The following is a 15,958-nucleotide window of genomic DNA, read 5'->3' as shown; positions in this document are numbered from 1 at the left end:
TATTTCCACACTCAAAATTGAATATCTTATCAAATCCTCTCAAGAACTAAACCACGCTATGTTCTCGTTGAATCTTACTTATTTTGGATAAGTCCTCGAGCTATTAGTATTAGTCCGCTCCATTGCTCACACAACTTCCACTCCTAACCTATCTACCTGATCTTCTCTCAGGGCTCTTACTAACTTAACGTTATGGGAAATCTCATCTTGAGGTGGGTTTCACACTTAGATGCTTTCAGCGTTTATCCCTTCCCTACATAGCTACCCAGCGATGCCTCTGGCGAGACAACTGGTACACCAGCGGTAAGTCCACTCTGGTCCTCTCGTACTAGGAGCAGATCCTCTCAAATTTCCTACGCCCGCGACGGATAGGGACCGAACTGTCTCACGACGTTCTGAACCCAGCTCGCGTGCCGCTTTAATGGGCGAACAGCCCAACCCTTGGGACCGACTACAGCCCCAGGATGCGACGAGCCGACATCGAGGTGCCAAACCTCCCCGTCGATGTGAACTCTTGGGGGAGATAAGCCTGTTATCCCCAGGGTAGCTTTTATCCGTTGAGCGATGGCCCTTCCATTCGGAACCACCGGATCACTAAGCCCGACTTTCGTCCCTGCTCGAGTTGTAGCTCTCGCAGTCAAGCTCCCTTATACCTTTACACTCTGCGATTGATTTCCAACCAATCTGAGGGAACCTTTGGGCGCCTCCGTTACCTTTTAGGAGGCGACCGCCCCAGTCAAACTGCCCGTCAGACACTGTCTCCCATAGTGATAAACTATGCGGGTTAGAGTGGCCATAACACAAGGGTAGTATCCCAACAGCGCCTCCTTCGAAACTGGCGTCCCGATCTCTTTGGCTCCTACCTATCCTGTACATGTGGCACAGACACTCAATATCAAACTGCAGTAAAGCTCCATGGGGTCTTTCCGTCCTGTCGCGGGTAACCTGCATCTTCACAGGTACTAAAATTTCACCGAGTCTCTCGTTGAGACAGTGCCCAAATCATTACGCCTTTCGTGCGGGTCGGAACTTACCCGACAAGGAATTTCGCTACCTTAGGACCGTTATAGTTACGGCCGCCGTTTACTGGGGCTTCAATTCAGATCTTCGCGTTGCCGCTAAACCCTCCTCTTAACCTTCCAGCACCGGGCAGGCGTCACCCCCTATACATCATCTTACGATTTAGCAGAGAGCTGTGTTTTTGATAAACAGTTGCTTGGGCCTATTCACTGCGGCTCAGTATTACTGAGCACCCCTTCTCCCGAAGTTACGGGGTCATTTTGCCGAGTTCCTTAACGAGAGTTCTCTCGCTCACCTGAGGCTACTCGCCTCGACTACCTGTGTCGGTTTGCGGTACGGGTAGAGTATGATACATCGCTAGAAGCTTTTCTTGGCAGTGTGACATCACTCACTTCGCTACTAATCTTCGCTCCCCATCACAGCTCAACGTTATAGGTATAAGCATTTGACTCATACCACGCCTCACTACTTAGCCAGACACTTCCATTCGTCTGGTTGAGTTAGCCTTCTGCGTCCCTCCATCACTTCATACTCTAGTACAGGAATATCAACCTGTTGGCCATCGGATACACCTTTCGGTCTCTCCTTAGGTCCCGACTAACCCAGGGCGGACGAGCCTTCCCCTGGAAACCTTAGTCTTACGGTGGATGGGATTCTCACCCATCTTTCGCTACTCATACCGGCATTCTCACTTCTATGCGTTCCAGCGCTCCTCACGGTACACCTTCACCACACATAGAACGCTCTCCTACCATTACCTATTAGGTAATCCACAGCTTCGGTAAATTGTTTTAGCCCCGGTACATTTTCGGCGCAGGGTCACTCGACTAGTGAGCTATTACGCACTCTTTGAATGAATAGCTGCTTCTAAGCTAACATCCTAGTTGTCTGTGCAACCCCACATCCTTTTCCACTTAACAATTATTTTGGGACCTTAGCTGGTGGTCTGGGCTGTTTCCCTTTCGACTACGGATCTTAGCACTCGCAGTCTGACTGCCGATTATATCTCGTTGGCATTCGGAGTTTATCTGAGATTGGTAATCCGGGATGGACCCCTCACCCAAACAGTGCTCTACCTCCAAGAGACTTAACATCGACGCTAGCCCTAAAGCTATTTCGGAGAGAACCAGCTATCTCCAAGTTCGTTTGGAATTTCTCCGCTACCCACAAGTCATCCAAGCACTTTTCAACGTGCCCTGGTTCGGTCCTCCAGTGCGTTTTACCGCACCTTCAACCTGCTCATGGGTAGGTCACATGGTTTCGGGTCTATAACATGATACTAATCCGCCCTATTCAGACTCGGTTTCCCTACGGCTCCGTCTCTTCAACTTAACCTCGCATCATATCATAACTCGCCGGTTCATTCTACAAAAGGCACGCTCTCACCCATTAACGGGCTCGAACTTGTTGTAGGCACACGGTTTCAGGTTCTATTTCACTCCCCTCCCGGGGTGCTTTTCACCTTTCCCTCACGGTACTGGTTCACTATCGGTCACTAGGGAGTATTTAGGGTTGGGAGATGGTCCTCCCAGATTCCGACGGGATTTCGCGTGTCCCGCCGTACTCAGGATTCTGCTAGGTACAGACTCTGTTTCGAATACGAGGCTCTTACTCTCTTTGGCTCTACTTCCCAGTAGATTCTTCTACAAAATCTGAGTCCACATTGCAGTCCTACAACCCCGAAGAGTAAACTCTTCGGTTTGCCCTCCTGCCGTTTCGCTCGCCGCTACTCAGGCAATCGCTTTTGCTTTCTCTTCCTGCAGCTACTTAGATGTTTCAGTTCACTGCGTCTTCCTTCTCATGACCTTAACAGTCATGGATAACATGCATTACATGTTGGGTTCCCCCATTCGGACACCCCTGGATCATTGCTTACTTACAGCTCCCCAAGGAATTTCGTCGTTAGTCACGTCCTTCTTCGGCTCCTAGTGCCAAGGCATCCACCGTGCGCCCTTATTAACTTAACCTTATTTAACCTAATTCTTTCAAATTAGAAAACTCATTAATTCACAGCGTTTTCGGTTTATTTTCTTGTTACTATTTGATATAGATATTCAATTTTCAATGTGCAAATCTCTACAACTCTCTCGAGTTGTATGGAGCCTAGCGGGATCGAACCGCTGACCTCCTGCGTGCAAAGCAGGCGCTCTCCCAGCTGAGCTAAGGCCCCACAAGACCTCTCAAAACTAAACATGACGACCAATATACAGTTCCTTTTTCCTTAGAAAGGAGGTGATCCAGCCGCACCTTCCGATACGGCTACCTTGTTACGACTTCACCCCAATCATCTATCCCACCTTAGGCGGCTGGCTCCTTACGGTTACCTCACCGACTTCGGGTGTTACAAACTCTCGTGGTGTGACGGGCGGTGTGTACAAGGCCCGGGAACGTATTCACCGCGGCGTGCTGATCCGCGATTACTAGCGATTCCGACTTCATGTAGGCGAGTTGCAGCCTACAATCCGAACTGAGACTGGCTTTAAGAGATTAGCTTGCCGTCACCGACTTGCGACTCGTTGTACCAGCCATTGTAGCACGTGTGTAGCCCAGGTCATAAGGGGCATGATGATTTGACGTCATCCCCACCTTCCTCCGGTTTATTACCGGCAGTCTCGCTAGAGTGCCCAACTGAATGATGGCAACTAACAATAAGGGTTGCGCTCGTTGCGGGACTTAACCCAACATCTCACGACACGAGCTGACGACAACCATGCACCACCTGTCACCAGTGTTCCGAAGAAAAATCCTATCTCTAGGACGGTCACTGGGATGTCAAGACCTGGTAAGGTTCTTCGCGTTGCTTCGAATTAAACCACATGCTCCACCGCTTGTGCGGGCCCCCGTCAATTCCTTTGAGTTTCAACCTTGCGGTCGTACTCCCCAGGCGGAGTGCTTAATGCGTTAGCTGCGGCACTGAGTCCCGGAAAGGACCCAACACCTAGCACTCATCGTTTACGGCGTGGACTACCAGGGTATCTAATCCTGTTCGCTCCCCACGCTTTCGAGCCTCAGCGTCAGTTACAGACCAGAGAGCCGCTTTCGCCACCGGTGTTCCTCCATATATCTACGCATTTCACCGCTACACATGGAATTCCACTCTCCCCTTCTGCACTCAAGTTAAACAGTTTCCAAAGCGTACTATGGTTAAGCCACAGCCTTTAACTTCAGACTTATCTAACCGCCTGCGCTCGCTTTACGCCCAATAAATCCGGACAACGCTCGGGACCTACGTATTACCGCGGCTGCTGGCACGTAGTTAGCCGTCCCTTTCTGGTAAGATACCGTCACTTAGCAGATTTTCCACTCCCACTAACATTCTTCTCTTACAACAGAGCTTTACGATCCGAAAACCTTCTTCACTCACGCGGCGTTGCTCGGTCAGGGTTGCCCCCATTGCCGAAGATTCCCTACTGCTGCCTCCCGTAGGAGTCTGGGCCGTGTCTCAGTCCCAGTGTGGCCGATCACCCTCTCAGGTCGGCTATGTATCGTCGCCTTGGTGAGCCGTTACCCCACCAACTAGCTAATACAACGCAGGTCCATCTGGTAGTGGTGCAATTGCACCTTTCAAATGCTTACCATGCAGTAAGCACTGTTATGCGGTATTAGCTATCGTTTCCAATAGTTATCCCCCGCTACCAGGCAGGTTACCTACGCGTTACTCACCCGTTCGCAACTCCTCCGCTCGGTGCAAGCACCAAGCTTCAGCGTTCTACTTGCATGTATTAGGCACGCCGCCAGCGTTCGTCCTGAGCCAGGATCAAACTCTCATATAAAGTTTGAGCTCTCACTCACTTCTGTCTCGCTGACAGATTTATTGTTTCTTGTGTTTGACTGACTGAGTCTCCTCAGTCGCCCTGCACATTGGTTCGTCTTGTTCAGTTTTCAAAGGTCTTTGTCGCTCTCTCGCGACAACTATCTTAGTATATCACCTATCCATTTCTTTGTCAACACTTTTTTTCATTTTTTTTGATTTTTTTATTACTTTTTTTAATCCTTTTTTGATTGATAAGGTGTTTTTCTCTATTTTAAAATATTTTCTATACCCCTCCCTCTTCTGAACTTTTTTTACTTATTTCCAAGATTTTTTCTACATGGACTTGATAACTCTCATAATCCATCCGTAAATGAAGTCCGCTTTTGTAATAATAGCCAAGATAGCTCCCTTTATGTCTCTTATATGTGTTCATACTTTCTCCTTTTTCTCTATGTTCCTGTTCTTTTTAGTTTTTGTATTGTAGATACGCTCTATAGTGAGGGTGCTTTTACTCCCAGTCTCTTAAATGGGTGCGTAAGTCTCGTAAGAGTTTGCGGCGTCCTTTAAATCGTTCATCGGCGAGTAAGCGGTCGTACTGCTCTTGTAAGTCTGGGGTGAGTCCTGAGCGATAACGGCTGAGTTGGTCTTTTAGTAGATAGGCTTCATCAGGGAGTAAGCCTCCTGTATGTAATCTATGTCCTACTTCACTTACTTCTTCATACGACATTCTATCTAATCTCCTTTTCTGGCTTTCTTGTTTCCGAATCACATCTAAGACATGATTGCGGAACTTGGTCTTATAATACACATACAATCTACTGTCTTCCAAGTCTGGGTGTTGACTCAATAATTGATACAGGACTAGCATTCCTTCTTGGTCCCAATCATCTAACTCCCATAGATGGACATAGTAATCCTTTCTACATCTCATGACGATACCTCGTACTTTTCTATAAACCTTCCCGAAGTCCTCCATAACATTCTTCCTCCTTTCCTCTCTGTATATAGTCTAGCAGAGAATGAAATGCTTTGAATGGTTTTCTCCTGTATAGACTGAAAATTCACTCGTCTAGTCTCTTGAGTGAGATAAAACTGACAATACAGGTACATAATGGAGCATTTCAGATATCAAAAAAATTGAGTTCTATTACAAGAACTCAATTTAATCCTTAATTTTCTTCCATTTTTGACTTGATTTCATCATAGGATAATGCGGGGTTACTGGCGGACTCATCTTCTGAAGAATCTGGCATAGTGCCCGTTTCATAGAGTGATTTAATTTGATTACTATCCAATGTTTCATATTTCAGAAGGGCTTCTGCAATCAATTTATGCGTTTCGCGGTTGGATTGAATGATCTCTGCCGCTTTATTGCGCGCTTCGTTCAAGAGATTGCGCACTTCTTCATCAATTTCATAAGCTGTCTGCTCTGAGATTGATTTTTGAGGACTAGCTGCACCAAACATCGCATGATTACCTTCGTATTGGACAGGACCCAGCTTTTCGCTCATTCCATACTCTGTTACCATTGCACGCGCCATTTGAGTCGCTTGTTCAAAGTCATTAGAGGCTCCTGTTGTTTGAACATTAAAGATAATTTCTTCTGCTACTCGTCCTCCCATAAGACCTGCTAACTGCTCTTTCATATCTTCTTTTGATAGAAGCATTTGATCTTCTTTTGGAAGTGCAATCATATAGCCACCTGCGCGACCACGAGGAACAATCGTTACTTTATGAACGACACGTGCATTTGACAATACAAGTCCGACAATCGTATGCCCTGCCTCATGGTAAGCTACAATCTGACGGTCTCTCTCTGAAACAGTCTTATCTTTCTTAGATGGGCCTGCAATGACACGGTCTTCTGCCTCATCAATATCATCCGCATCAATCACTTTTTTATTGCGACGAGCAGCGACAAGAGCGGCTTCATTCAGAACATTTTCTAAATCTGCCCCAACAAAACCTGGAGTTTGTTGAGCGACTAATTTCAAATCTACATCATCAGACAAAGGTTTATTCTTAGCATGAACGCGAAGAATGGCTTCACGTCCCTTCACATCTGGGCGACCGACTAGAACCTTACGGTCAAAACGACCTGGACGAAGAAGAGCAGGGTCTAATACATCACTACGGTTAGTAGCAGCAATGACAATAATCCCTTCATTTCCTTCAAAACCATCCATCTCAATCAATAATTGGTTAAGGGTTTGCTCTCGCTCATCATTTCCACCACCGAGTCCAACACCACGTTGGCGCCCAACAGCGTCGATTTCATCAATAAAAATAATCGCAGGAGCTGCTTTTTTGGCGTCTTCAAAGAGAGAGCGCACACGGCTTGCCCCAACTCCGACAAACATCTCTACAAAATCAGAACCTGAAATGCTAAAGAATGGAACACCTGCCTCACCAGCTACGGCTTTTGCAAGGAGAGTTTTACCAGTTCCTGGAGGCCCCTCAAGGAGAACTCCTGCTGGAATACGAGCACCTAATTTGGTAAAGCGTTTTGGATCTTTTAAAAATTCAACAACTTCAACTAATTCTTGCTTTTCTTCCTCGGCACCAGCGACATCTGAAAAACGAACTTTGATATCTTCTTTATTGGCTGCACGCGCCTTATTGCGCCCAAAATTCATAGCGCCACGCGCACCACCGCCTCCTTGATTCATCATAGAGAATAAGAAGAAAGTAAAAATTGCAAATGGAACGAGAGTGGTTAAAATCTGAATCCATAAACCACTTGAGCTTTCACGCTTAGTACTTACCTGCGTTCCTTTTTCAGCTGCTAGTTTTTGAAGTTCAGCAACCGTCAGATCAGACGGTAAAATAATACTCGTAAAACGACTAACTGTCGTTGTAGCAGGGGTGAAGAATTGGATACCTGAGGTATCTTCAACCTTCTTTTCCTTACCATAAGTCCCTGAGATTTCAATGACACTTCCATTTGGCTGATAAGTCAATTCTTTGACATTGCCATCTTGAATCTCTTTGACCAACTCAGTATAGTTGATTTGCTGACTACGACCAGCAGACGAACCTGCGGTCAAATACTGAAATCCTGTCACTAAAACGACAACGATTAAAATATAGAGAAAGGGATTTTTGACAAATCCACCTGGTTTATTTTTATTCATATATACTCTTACTACCTATTCTTAATTGGAATACACTTCTTCTTTTAGAACGCCAACGTAAGGAAGATTGCGATAATTTTCATCAAAATCTAATCCATAGCCAACAACAAATTCATTTGGAATCGTAAAGCACGTATAATCTGCTTCAATTTCCACCTTACGCCCCTCTGGTTTATCTAACAATGTAGCAATTTTGACAGAGGCTGCTTTGCGTTCTACAAACATATCGCGAAGGGTTTTGAGAGTTTGCCCTGTATCAATGATATCCTCTATAAACAAAATGTGGCGTCCTTTCACATCCTTATCCAAATCTTTGATAATATTGATCACACCACTGCTGGCAGTCCCACCATGATAGCTTGACACCAACATGAAATCTAACTCAATATGCGTATCAATATGCTTGATTAACTCTGCCATAAAAGGAATAGAACCTTTTAAAATTCCAACCAAGATAGGATTTTTTCCTTCGTATTCATCTGTCAACTGAGCTCCTAGTTTTTGAGCCGCTGCAACAATCTCATCGTGTGACACTAACACTTTTTTGATATTTTGTTCTAACATGTTTCTACCTATTCTATTTTTTGGATATAAAGTTTCTCGTTCATTATACCATTTTTTCCATTTTGACTCAAATCACTGACAGCTATTCCAACAATTATTCGGATTTCTCCTGCTTGCTCAACAATAATCGCTTTTTCTCTGTCTTCTAAAGAAATCTTTCGATCCATAAAAAGACGTCGTATTTTTTTATGGTGGCCATGATAAAGCAAGTAGTCTCCTGCTTTTCGATGACGAAAAGTCAGAGGTGTTTCACGCGAAACCAATATTTCTTGGGTAGCGCCTGCTAAAGCCTTACCAAAGGAAAAACGGTAACCTTTATATTCCAAAGTATCTCCATATTCTAGCAAAAAAGAATCCGTTTTTTCATCAGCCTGTGGACTGATTTTCAAAAGACTAAAAGTCTGATAGTCCTTAACCAATACATAACCATTTTTCAGATAATGACGGTAATTCCCCGATTTTTGCAAAATGTGGAGCAGTTCTCGAAACTGCGCTTTTGAGATTAACAAATCTGGAAACTTTGAAAGATAGTCTTTTAATAATGTTTCTTGGACAAAATCGGGATACGAATGAAAAGTAGCTAGGTCTGTGATAGTGACATCCTTTGTAAAGTAGGAAAGTGATTGATAGAGCTGCGACACTTCCTCTGAGAGTGCTACCAAATGCCGGCTCACTTGCGGATTTTCCTTTTCCAAGGCAGGCAAATACAGATTACGAATCCTATTTCTCAGATAATCATTTTCAATATTACTGCTATCTATGAAATGCTCTCTATTGGGAAAATCTGATTTTTTAAAGGGGAGCAAAGGACGAATCAACTCACCTCTTCCAAAAGGCTTTCTATCTACAATCCCCACGAGATGTTGCAGACGACTGCCTCGCAATAGACGCATAAAAATCGTTTCTGCTTGATCGTCTTGATGATGGGCGGTGACTAAAGCCGTACAGTCTTTTTCTTGCATCACTTGCTTGAAAAAGTCATAGCGAAATGTGCGTGCCTTTTCTTCTGAAAAAACTCCTGAAAAACTTGATGTAGCGATTTCTACACCAAGTTTCTCCATTTTTTCAATTAGTAATTGCTCTTCGCTATCTGACTCTGGTCGTTGTTTGTGATTCACATGAGCAACAACTACCTCAATTTCGAGTTCCTTTTGAGAACGATAAAGGACCTCCAACAAAGTCATGGAATCAAGACCACCTGATAAAGCAACTAAAACCCTCTTGTGGTCTTGAAAATAGCCTTTCTTTTTCATCCATTGTAGGATTTTATCTTCCATTATTTGAGAACCTCATAAACATCACTAGCAATCTTCGCTATGGTATCGTAATTCGAATGCTCTGTAAAAATCGATAAAATAAATGGAGAGTCCGTATAAACAATCGCGACATCATGACGGAAATCATCTGCATCTCCAATCTTGTGACTGACTTTTACAGGAATATTTTTTGATATTCGTTGATCATCAAAATTGGTTTGCGATAGCACGTCAATAATTCGACCATTTTGAATATAAATCGCCTCCATCATATTACCAGCCATTCTAGCTGAAGCTTCTCGCTCTTCCACATCCCAAACCTTACCTGCAATCTGATTGATTTCTTCTCGATAGGCTTTTTCAGATTGATTGGTTACATAATACCCCAAGATATTAGTCGCTGCATTATCTGATTCTTTCGCAATTCTATTGATGAGATCCTCGATACTGTACTCTTTATTATCTGAAGTTTTTGAAATGCTGCCGCTTCCAGCTGTCTCATAGGCTCCAGAGTAATCATTCACCGCTTCGATATATTTCAAAGGAGTCGTCAACTGATATTTACCTTGATCAAGTTTTTCCTGCGCATAATAAAGAATCGGCAGTTTCATAACACTGGCAGAATACATCTGCTTATCTGGATTGATTCCTGCTGTCTTGCCTGTCTCTAGCTGCTTGACATAAATGCTGTAATGCGCTTGATTATGCTGTTGTGTTAGTAGTTCTTGGACCTTTTCCATCCGATTATCTGTCTCTGACAAAAATTCTTTTGAAAGCCATCCTTTCCCTTCAACATAAGCATAAATACCACTTGGAGTCTCTGCAAATTTAGTGACAGTAACTGGATGATAAGGGGCTAAATCCGTCTTCACTTCCTTAACACCATTGATACGAGCTTGCGCATAAACCGTAAAGTTTGGTTTCAACCACATAGTTTGTTTGGTATCTGTTGTTGAAAAGACCAAATCCTCATAAATCAAACGCTTATCTGCTGGCACATACTCGCCATTTGACAAGCGAAATACAGGAGTCCCTGCTTGGTTGACCGTCAATTCCTTGATAGAAAAAGTCGTATTTGGCTTGATAGAGCCTGCCACCTTATCTAAGTCTTTCGTTGCAAAAGTTAGGATTTCTTGATACACATTTGGATTTTGAGGGATGGATGTGAAATATGGACCATAGATGGTCTGGGTCACCTCATATTTTTCCTCTTCAGTCAGCTCTACCTCGTTTTCTGTGCTATCCACGACAGAGCTTGTGAGAAGGGCTGGCAAAAGAAGAAGAAGAAGAAACAAGACCTTACGCATCTTTTTCCCCTTCCTTATAATCACCCTGTTCTTTCAGAGTTTGATTTTTTTGTGCCAATTCTTCTAATTTTTCATCCGAATAGGCTAAAAATGTTTCAACTGTTTTTAAAATATCTTCCATAATTACTGCGGTAATAAACCAGGAACCGTATATAAAGTCTCTCCTTCTTTGGAGTAGTAATACTTAGCTCTGGCGTATTTGGCTGCATAATCATCATCTTTCAGACGATCAGCCAACTCTCTTACCTCATCCTTTTGTTTACTTAATTGATCATAGTCGTCTTTTAACTGGACCAACTGTTCTCGTCTCTCTAAAAGAGTCTGGTAGCTCTCTACCAAATTATAAATTGGTAAAATAAATAAAAGCATAACCAGAATCAGAACCCAGCCCATAAAACGATTCTTTTTTTTCCGCTCCTCTGCCAAATATCTCCGATGTTGGTGTTCGTCTTTGATATATTGGTTATTGAGCTGCACAATCTTCTTAGGCATCGGCTTCTATCCTTGTTTCACTGATGATTTCATACATCTTCGTAGCATCTTCTTTTTTAGTGCTGTCTTTCATCTCTAGCACGCGAACACTCAACAGCTTATTTCCAAAACGAACCTCCACTTCATCATTGATTTTTAAATCCGTCGAAGATTTAGCAAGGACACCATTGACCTTAATCCGCCCCTTATCTGCCACTTCTTTAGCAACCGGACGACGCTTAATAATGCGGGATACTTTTAAATATTTATCTAATCTCATATTTCTATACCTCAATCTACTATTCTATCATATCTGAGGGAACTTGTACGAAAATTAAGGAAACTTTACCAAATTGTAACCTTATTCGTCTTTGCTATCCTTGATAGCTACAAGGCGTTCACCAAACTGCTGTAACCCTTCTAAAATTTCATAGTCTTTTTTATTTCGCACATCAAAGACAACTTCTAGCAAACCTTTGTCTTCTGCAATTCTTGCCTTCAAATTAGTCTGCGATAAGGCTTCAAAATAATCCTGTGTCAAAAAGAACTGCTGAGACATTTTTTCAAATCGAATCCGAACAGTATTATTTTTACGCTCACAAAGCACGACAAAAGCCTTATCAAAATAAGCTTTAATCAATCCAATCTCGAGCAAATACGCAACAACATCAGGATACTCTCCAAAACGGTCTATCAACTCATCTTGTAAATATTCATAGTTAACACGACTGTCAATCTCACGAATACGCTTGTAAATTTCTATTTTTTGACGCTCATCATCAATGTAATCACTCGGCAAATAAGCATCCATTTGAAGAGCGATTTCTGCATTACTACGATTGCGTTTTTGTTCTTTTCCCTGCTTTCGTAAAATCGCTTCTTCTAACAGCTGAGAATACATCTCAAATCCTACTGAATCAATAAAGCCTGACTGGGATTTCCCGAGGATATTTCCTGCACCACGAATGGACAGATCTCGCATCGCAATTTTAAAACCTGACCCCAACTCTGTAAATCCTTTGATCGCTTCCAAGCGCTTTTCAGACACTTCGGTCAAAGACTTATCAGGACGATACATGAGATAAGCATAGGCAATCCGATTGCTCCGACCTACACGACCACGAAGTTGATACAAGGTTGACAGTCCCATATGATCTGCATTTTCGATAAACAAGGTATTAGCATTTGGAATATCAACTCCTGTTTCAATGATAGTCGTCGTCACTAGAATATCATACTCACCGTTGATAAAGTCAAGCAATGTATTTTCCAACCGAATTTCCGTCATCTGTCCATGCACATAAGCAATAGAAGCCTCTGGAATCAACTCTTTGAGTTCTGAGACCTTCTGCTCAATCGTGTCAACTTTATTGTAAAGATAGTAAATCTGTCCACCACGATCCATTTCCCTAAGCACTGCCTCCCGAATCACGGTAGGATTGGTTTCTAAAACATAGGTTTGAACAGGATAACGATTAGTCGGCGGTGTCTCAATCACTGATAAATCTCGAATCCCCAGCATAGACATATGAAGCGTTCTAGGAATCGGTGTTGCTGTCAAAGTCAAAACATCAATCTTTGTTTTTAACTCCTTCAAAGTCTCCTTGTGCTTGACACCAAATCGCTGTTCTTCATCAATAATCATCAAACCTAAATCCGCAAATTCAACATCTTTGGACAGCAAACGATGCGTACCAATCAAAATATCCACTTGCCCTTTTTTGAGTTTTTCCAGTGTCTCTTTCTGCTCAGCCTTACTTCTAAAACGACTCAAAACATCTACATTCACCGCGAAATTTTCAAACCGCTCTTTAAAATTGGCATAGTGTTGTTGGGCTAAAACTGTTGTCGGAACTAAAACAGCAACCTGCTTATAATCGTTGACTGCCTTAAAAGCTGCTCGCATGGCCACCTCTGTCTTTCCAAAGCCTACATCACCAACCAAAAGCCGATCCATCGGACTGCTACTTTCCATATCCTTCTTGATTTCTTTAACACTACGCAACTGGTCCTCTGTCTCTGCATAGGGAAAATCATTGTCAAAATCCAACTGTGCATCATCATCAGGTGAGAACTGAAAACCTTTTAGTTGACTACGTTCCGCATACAATTTAATCAAATCATCTGCGATATCCTCCACCTGCGTGCGAACTTTTTGCTTGGTCTTTTGAAAACGTCCATCATTTAATTTATTGATTTTAGGAACTTTTCCATCACTTGCCACATACTTAGAGAGCATGTTGATTTGCTCAACAGGAATGGAGATACGGTCTGCATTTTGGTATTGAATGCTGACATAGTCTCGATGAATGCCTGAAATTTCAATGGTTTCAATTCCTAAATACTGGCCAATTCCATGAACCTGATGAACCACATAGTCGCCTTTTTCGAGTTCATTATAGTCTTTAAGTCTCTCGGCATTGGAAATCTGCTGCCTACGAACACGACGCTTGACTTTCTTTTGGAAAATCTCAAACTCTGTGATAAGCACAACCTTTTCATCTACAAACTGAAAGCCCTGACCAAGTCCTCCTTCCACCAGCTGAACTGCCTTAGGATGAATCTCATCTTCCTTGATATAGTCAAGCGAAATGTCATATTCCTGTAAATGCTTTTGTAAAGCTTGTAAACTAGAAGATGAACTTGCCTGTAAAATCACAGTATAATCTGACTTACGGTAACGAGCAATTTCATCCTTTAATAAAGGAAACTGACTGAAAAATTCCTGCATAGGATATTGGTTGAATTGGTACAGAGCATCAAATTTCAGATTTCCCAAACCTTTATGAAAATTAGAGAAAAATGTTGCTGGCTTGTAATTTCGATATTCTTTATAATTACTTGCAAAATAAATCTGACTTGACAAAGCTTTACTCTTTTGTAAATCCTCTGTCAATAAGTTAGCAACTTCCATTTCAAACCGCGCATGCTGATCCATGATTTTTTGAAAATCATCTAAAAAGACAGGAGCATGCTTAGGCAAATAGTCTGTAATAGTCCACTCTTTCTCATAAAAGAAGGAGAGAAATTTCCTAAGGTCTACATGAGCTTTCTTTTCACGACTGCTAGCAAGAACTTCTTCCAGATAGGACTTCAAGGTAGGATCAACTTGCTTACTCAGCTCTTTCTCTAGTCTATCACTCCCTCTTCTATACTCTTCCTCACCTAACAGTAATTCCGTCATCGGTCGAATCAAAATCCTATCCAAAGTATCTAGCGAACGTTGGCTCTCAGGATCAAAACGCCTAATTCCATCAATCTCATCTCCAAAAAATTCAATCCGATAAGGCTTCTCTTCTTCCATTTCAAAGATATCTAAAATGTCTCCTCTTAAACTGAACTCCCCTTGACTCAAAACTTGATTGACACGCTGGTAGCCCATAACAGATAATTGATTGACAATATTGTCAACCGAGAACTCCAACCCCACTTCAAGTGAAAGTAGAAACTCTTGTAATCCTTTCGGATTTGGTAGTAAAAGACGACTGGCTGAAAGATTGGCAACAAGAATCCCTTTTTTCTTGGGATCTTGTAAAAAGTGAAGAGCGGATAAGCGCGCCACTTGTTTTTCTTTAGAAGAAAATACAAACTCTGCCAACGGTGTATCATCTGCTAAGAAAGGATAAACAGTTTCTTCACCAAGCAGACTCATCAAATCACTCACTAAACGCTCAGCTTCATTTTGGGTAGAGGTTAGAATCAATACCTTGTCATTTTCATCTAAACTACTAGCCATAACGATGGCTTTTGTAGAAGATGAAAGTCCTAAAATCAGCTGACGACTAGCTGTTTGTAAATGTCTTTTCCAGTCATTGATCTGGCTATTTTGTTGAAATAAATTGAGTACTGTCATCTTCTTATCCATTGTATTTTTGCATCAATTTTTCAAATTGAGATTCCTGTAAATAATTATTGACACAGTTGTCAACTTTATCTAACGTTTGCAAAATTGTGATATAGTCCTCTTTGTCAAATTTTCCGAGTACATGATGGACTACACTCATGCCCTGTTTTGGACGACCAATTCCAATTTTAACGCGTTTAAAATCCTGTGTTCCGATGTGTTTGATGATACTTTTAATACCATTGTGTCCACCAGCAGAACCTTTGGCACGCAAGCGAATCTTGCCAACCTCCATATCCAGATCATCGTAGATTACCAACAAATCATCAACGTCTAAACCATAGTAGGAAAGAAGAGCATGTACTGCTTTACCGGATTCATTCATAAAAGTCAAAGGCTTTACAAAATAAACCTTCTCTCCATTTATAAAAGTCATTGCTAACGCTGCTTGAAAAATTTTATCTGTTGTAAAGCTCAAGTTTAAATCCTTTACAATTTTGTCAACTATCATAAATCCTACATTGTGCTTTGTCTCTACATATTTATCACCGGGATTTCCTAGTCCTACAATCAACTTTGTCATTTTGTCTCCTTTTCAAACACTAAAA

The 15,958-nt window shown here is 42.3% G+C and carries 11 protein-coding genes, 1 tRNA gene and 2 rRNA genes; all 14 read right to left on the bottom strand.

What is annotated here, in order from left to right; genetic code table 11:
* Nucleotides 1-83: 83 nt before the first annotated feature.
* The 14 genes from AB1I63_08340 to pth all read right to left on the bottom strand — a co-directional run bounded on the left by AB1I63_08340 (nucleotide 84) and on the right by pth (nucleotide 15,933).
* Nucleotides 84-2,987 (bottom strand): 23S ribosomal RNA (locus AB1I63_08340).
* A 130-nt stretch (nucleotides 2,988-3,117) separates the two neighbouring features.
* Nucleotides 3,118-3,190: transfer RNA gene (locus AB1I63_08335), tRNA-Ala, on the bottom strand.
* Between the two features lie 55 nt (nucleotides 3,191-3,245).
* A 16S ribosomal RNA gene (locus tag AB1I63_08330) occupies nucleotides 3,246-4,793 on the bottom strand.
* Together the 16S and 23S rRNA genes with 1 tRNA gene alongside form the textbook arrangement of a ribosomal RNA operon.
* A 264-nt stretch (nucleotides 4,794-5,057) precedes the next feature.
* Nucleotides 5,058-5,207: a hypothetical protein gene (locus tag AB1I63_08325; protein ID MEW4354876.1), complete on the bottom strand. Its 150-nt coding sequence runs from the start codon at nucleotides 5,205-5,207 to the stop codon at nucleotides 5,058-5,060.
* A 75-nt stretch (nucleotides 5,208-5,282) separates the two neighbouring features.
* Nucleotides 5,283-5,750 (bottom strand): sigma-70 family RNA polymerase sigma factor, encoded by a 468-nt coding sequence (locus tag AB1I63_08320; protein ID MEW4354875.1) that lies wholly within the window; start codon nucleotides 5,748-5,750, stop codon nucleotides 5,283-5,285.
* Nucleotides 5,751-5,943: 193 nt separating this feature from the next.
* Entirely contained in the window at nucleotides 5,944-7,908 is a 1,965-nt protein-coding gene (gene ftsH, locus AB1I63_08315; protein ID MEW4354874.1) for an ATP-dependent zinc metalloprotease FtsH, read from the bottom strand.
* A gap of 21 nt (nucleotides 7,909-7,929) precedes the next feature.
* Nucleotides 7,930-8,472: a hypoxanthine phosphoribosyltransferase gene (hpt, locus tag AB1I63_08310; protein ID MEW4354873.1), complete on the bottom strand. Its 543-nt coding sequence runs from the start codon at nucleotides 8,470-8,472 to the stop codon at nucleotides 7,930-7,932.
* A gap of 8 nt (nucleotides 8,473-8,480) precedes the next feature.
* A complete protein-coding gene (gene tilS / locus AB1I63_08305; protein MEW4354872.1) occupies nucleotides 8,481-9,752 on the bottom strand; it encodes a tRNA lysidine(34) synthetase TilS in 1,272 nt (423 codons plus the stop codon).
* A complete protein-coding gene (locus AB1I63_08300) occupies nucleotides 9,749-11,035 on the bottom strand; it encodes a serine hydrolase (GenBank protein MEW4354871.1) in 1,287 nt (428 codons plus the stop codon). Before AB1I63_08300 ends, tilS begins: the two co-directional genes overlap by 4 nt.
* Nucleotides 11,028-11,156, bottom strand: coding sequence for an SP_0009 family protein (locus tag AB1I63_08295; GenBank protein ID MEW4354870.1), 129 nt, complete (start codon nucleotides 11,154-11,156; stop codon nucleotides 11,028-11,030). The genes AB1I63_08300 and AB1I63_08295 overlap by 8 nt, the downstream gene beginning before the upstream one ends.
* 2 nt (nucleotides 11,157-11,158) lie before the next feature.
* The gene (locus AB1I63_08290; GenBank protein MEW4354869.1) at nucleotides 11,159-11,527 is read right to left on the bottom strand and encodes a septum formation initiator family protein; all 369 of its coding nucleotides are present in this window, start codon (nucleotides 11,525-11,527) and stop codon (nucleotides 11,159-11,161) included.
* Nucleotides 11,520-11,786 (bottom strand): RNA-binding S4 domain-containing protein, encoded by a 267-nt coding sequence (locus AB1I63_08285; protein MEW4354868.1) that lies wholly within the window; start codon nucleotides 11,784-11,786, stop codon nucleotides 11,520-11,522. Before AB1I63_08285 ends, AB1I63_08290 begins: the two co-directional genes overlap by 8 nt.
* Before the next feature lie 81 nt (nucleotides 11,787-11,867).
* Nucleotides 11,868-15,371 (bottom strand): transcription-repair coupling factor, encoded by a 3,504-nt coding sequence (mfd, locus tag AB1I63_08280; protein ID MEW4354867.1) that lies wholly within the window; start codon nucleotides 15,369-15,371, stop codon nucleotides 11,868-11,870.
* A complete protein-coding gene (gene pth / locus AB1I63_08275; GenBank protein ID MEW4354866.1) occupies nucleotides 15,364-15,933 on the bottom strand; it encodes an aminoacyl-tRNA hydrolase in 570 nt (189 codons plus the stop codon). Before pth ends, mfd begins: the two co-directional genes overlap by 8 nt.
* Nucleotides 15,934-15,958 lie beyond the last annotated feature (25 nt).

The sequence above is a fragment of the Streptococcus pneumoniae genome, from assembly GCA_040719455.1.
Taxonomy (GTDB): Bacteria; Bacillota; Bacilli; order Lactobacillales; family Streptococcaceae; genus Streptococcus; species Streptococcus pneumoniae_G.
Note: the sequence above shows the minus strand (reverse complement) of the source record. Positions and strands in the feature narration are given on the sequence as shown.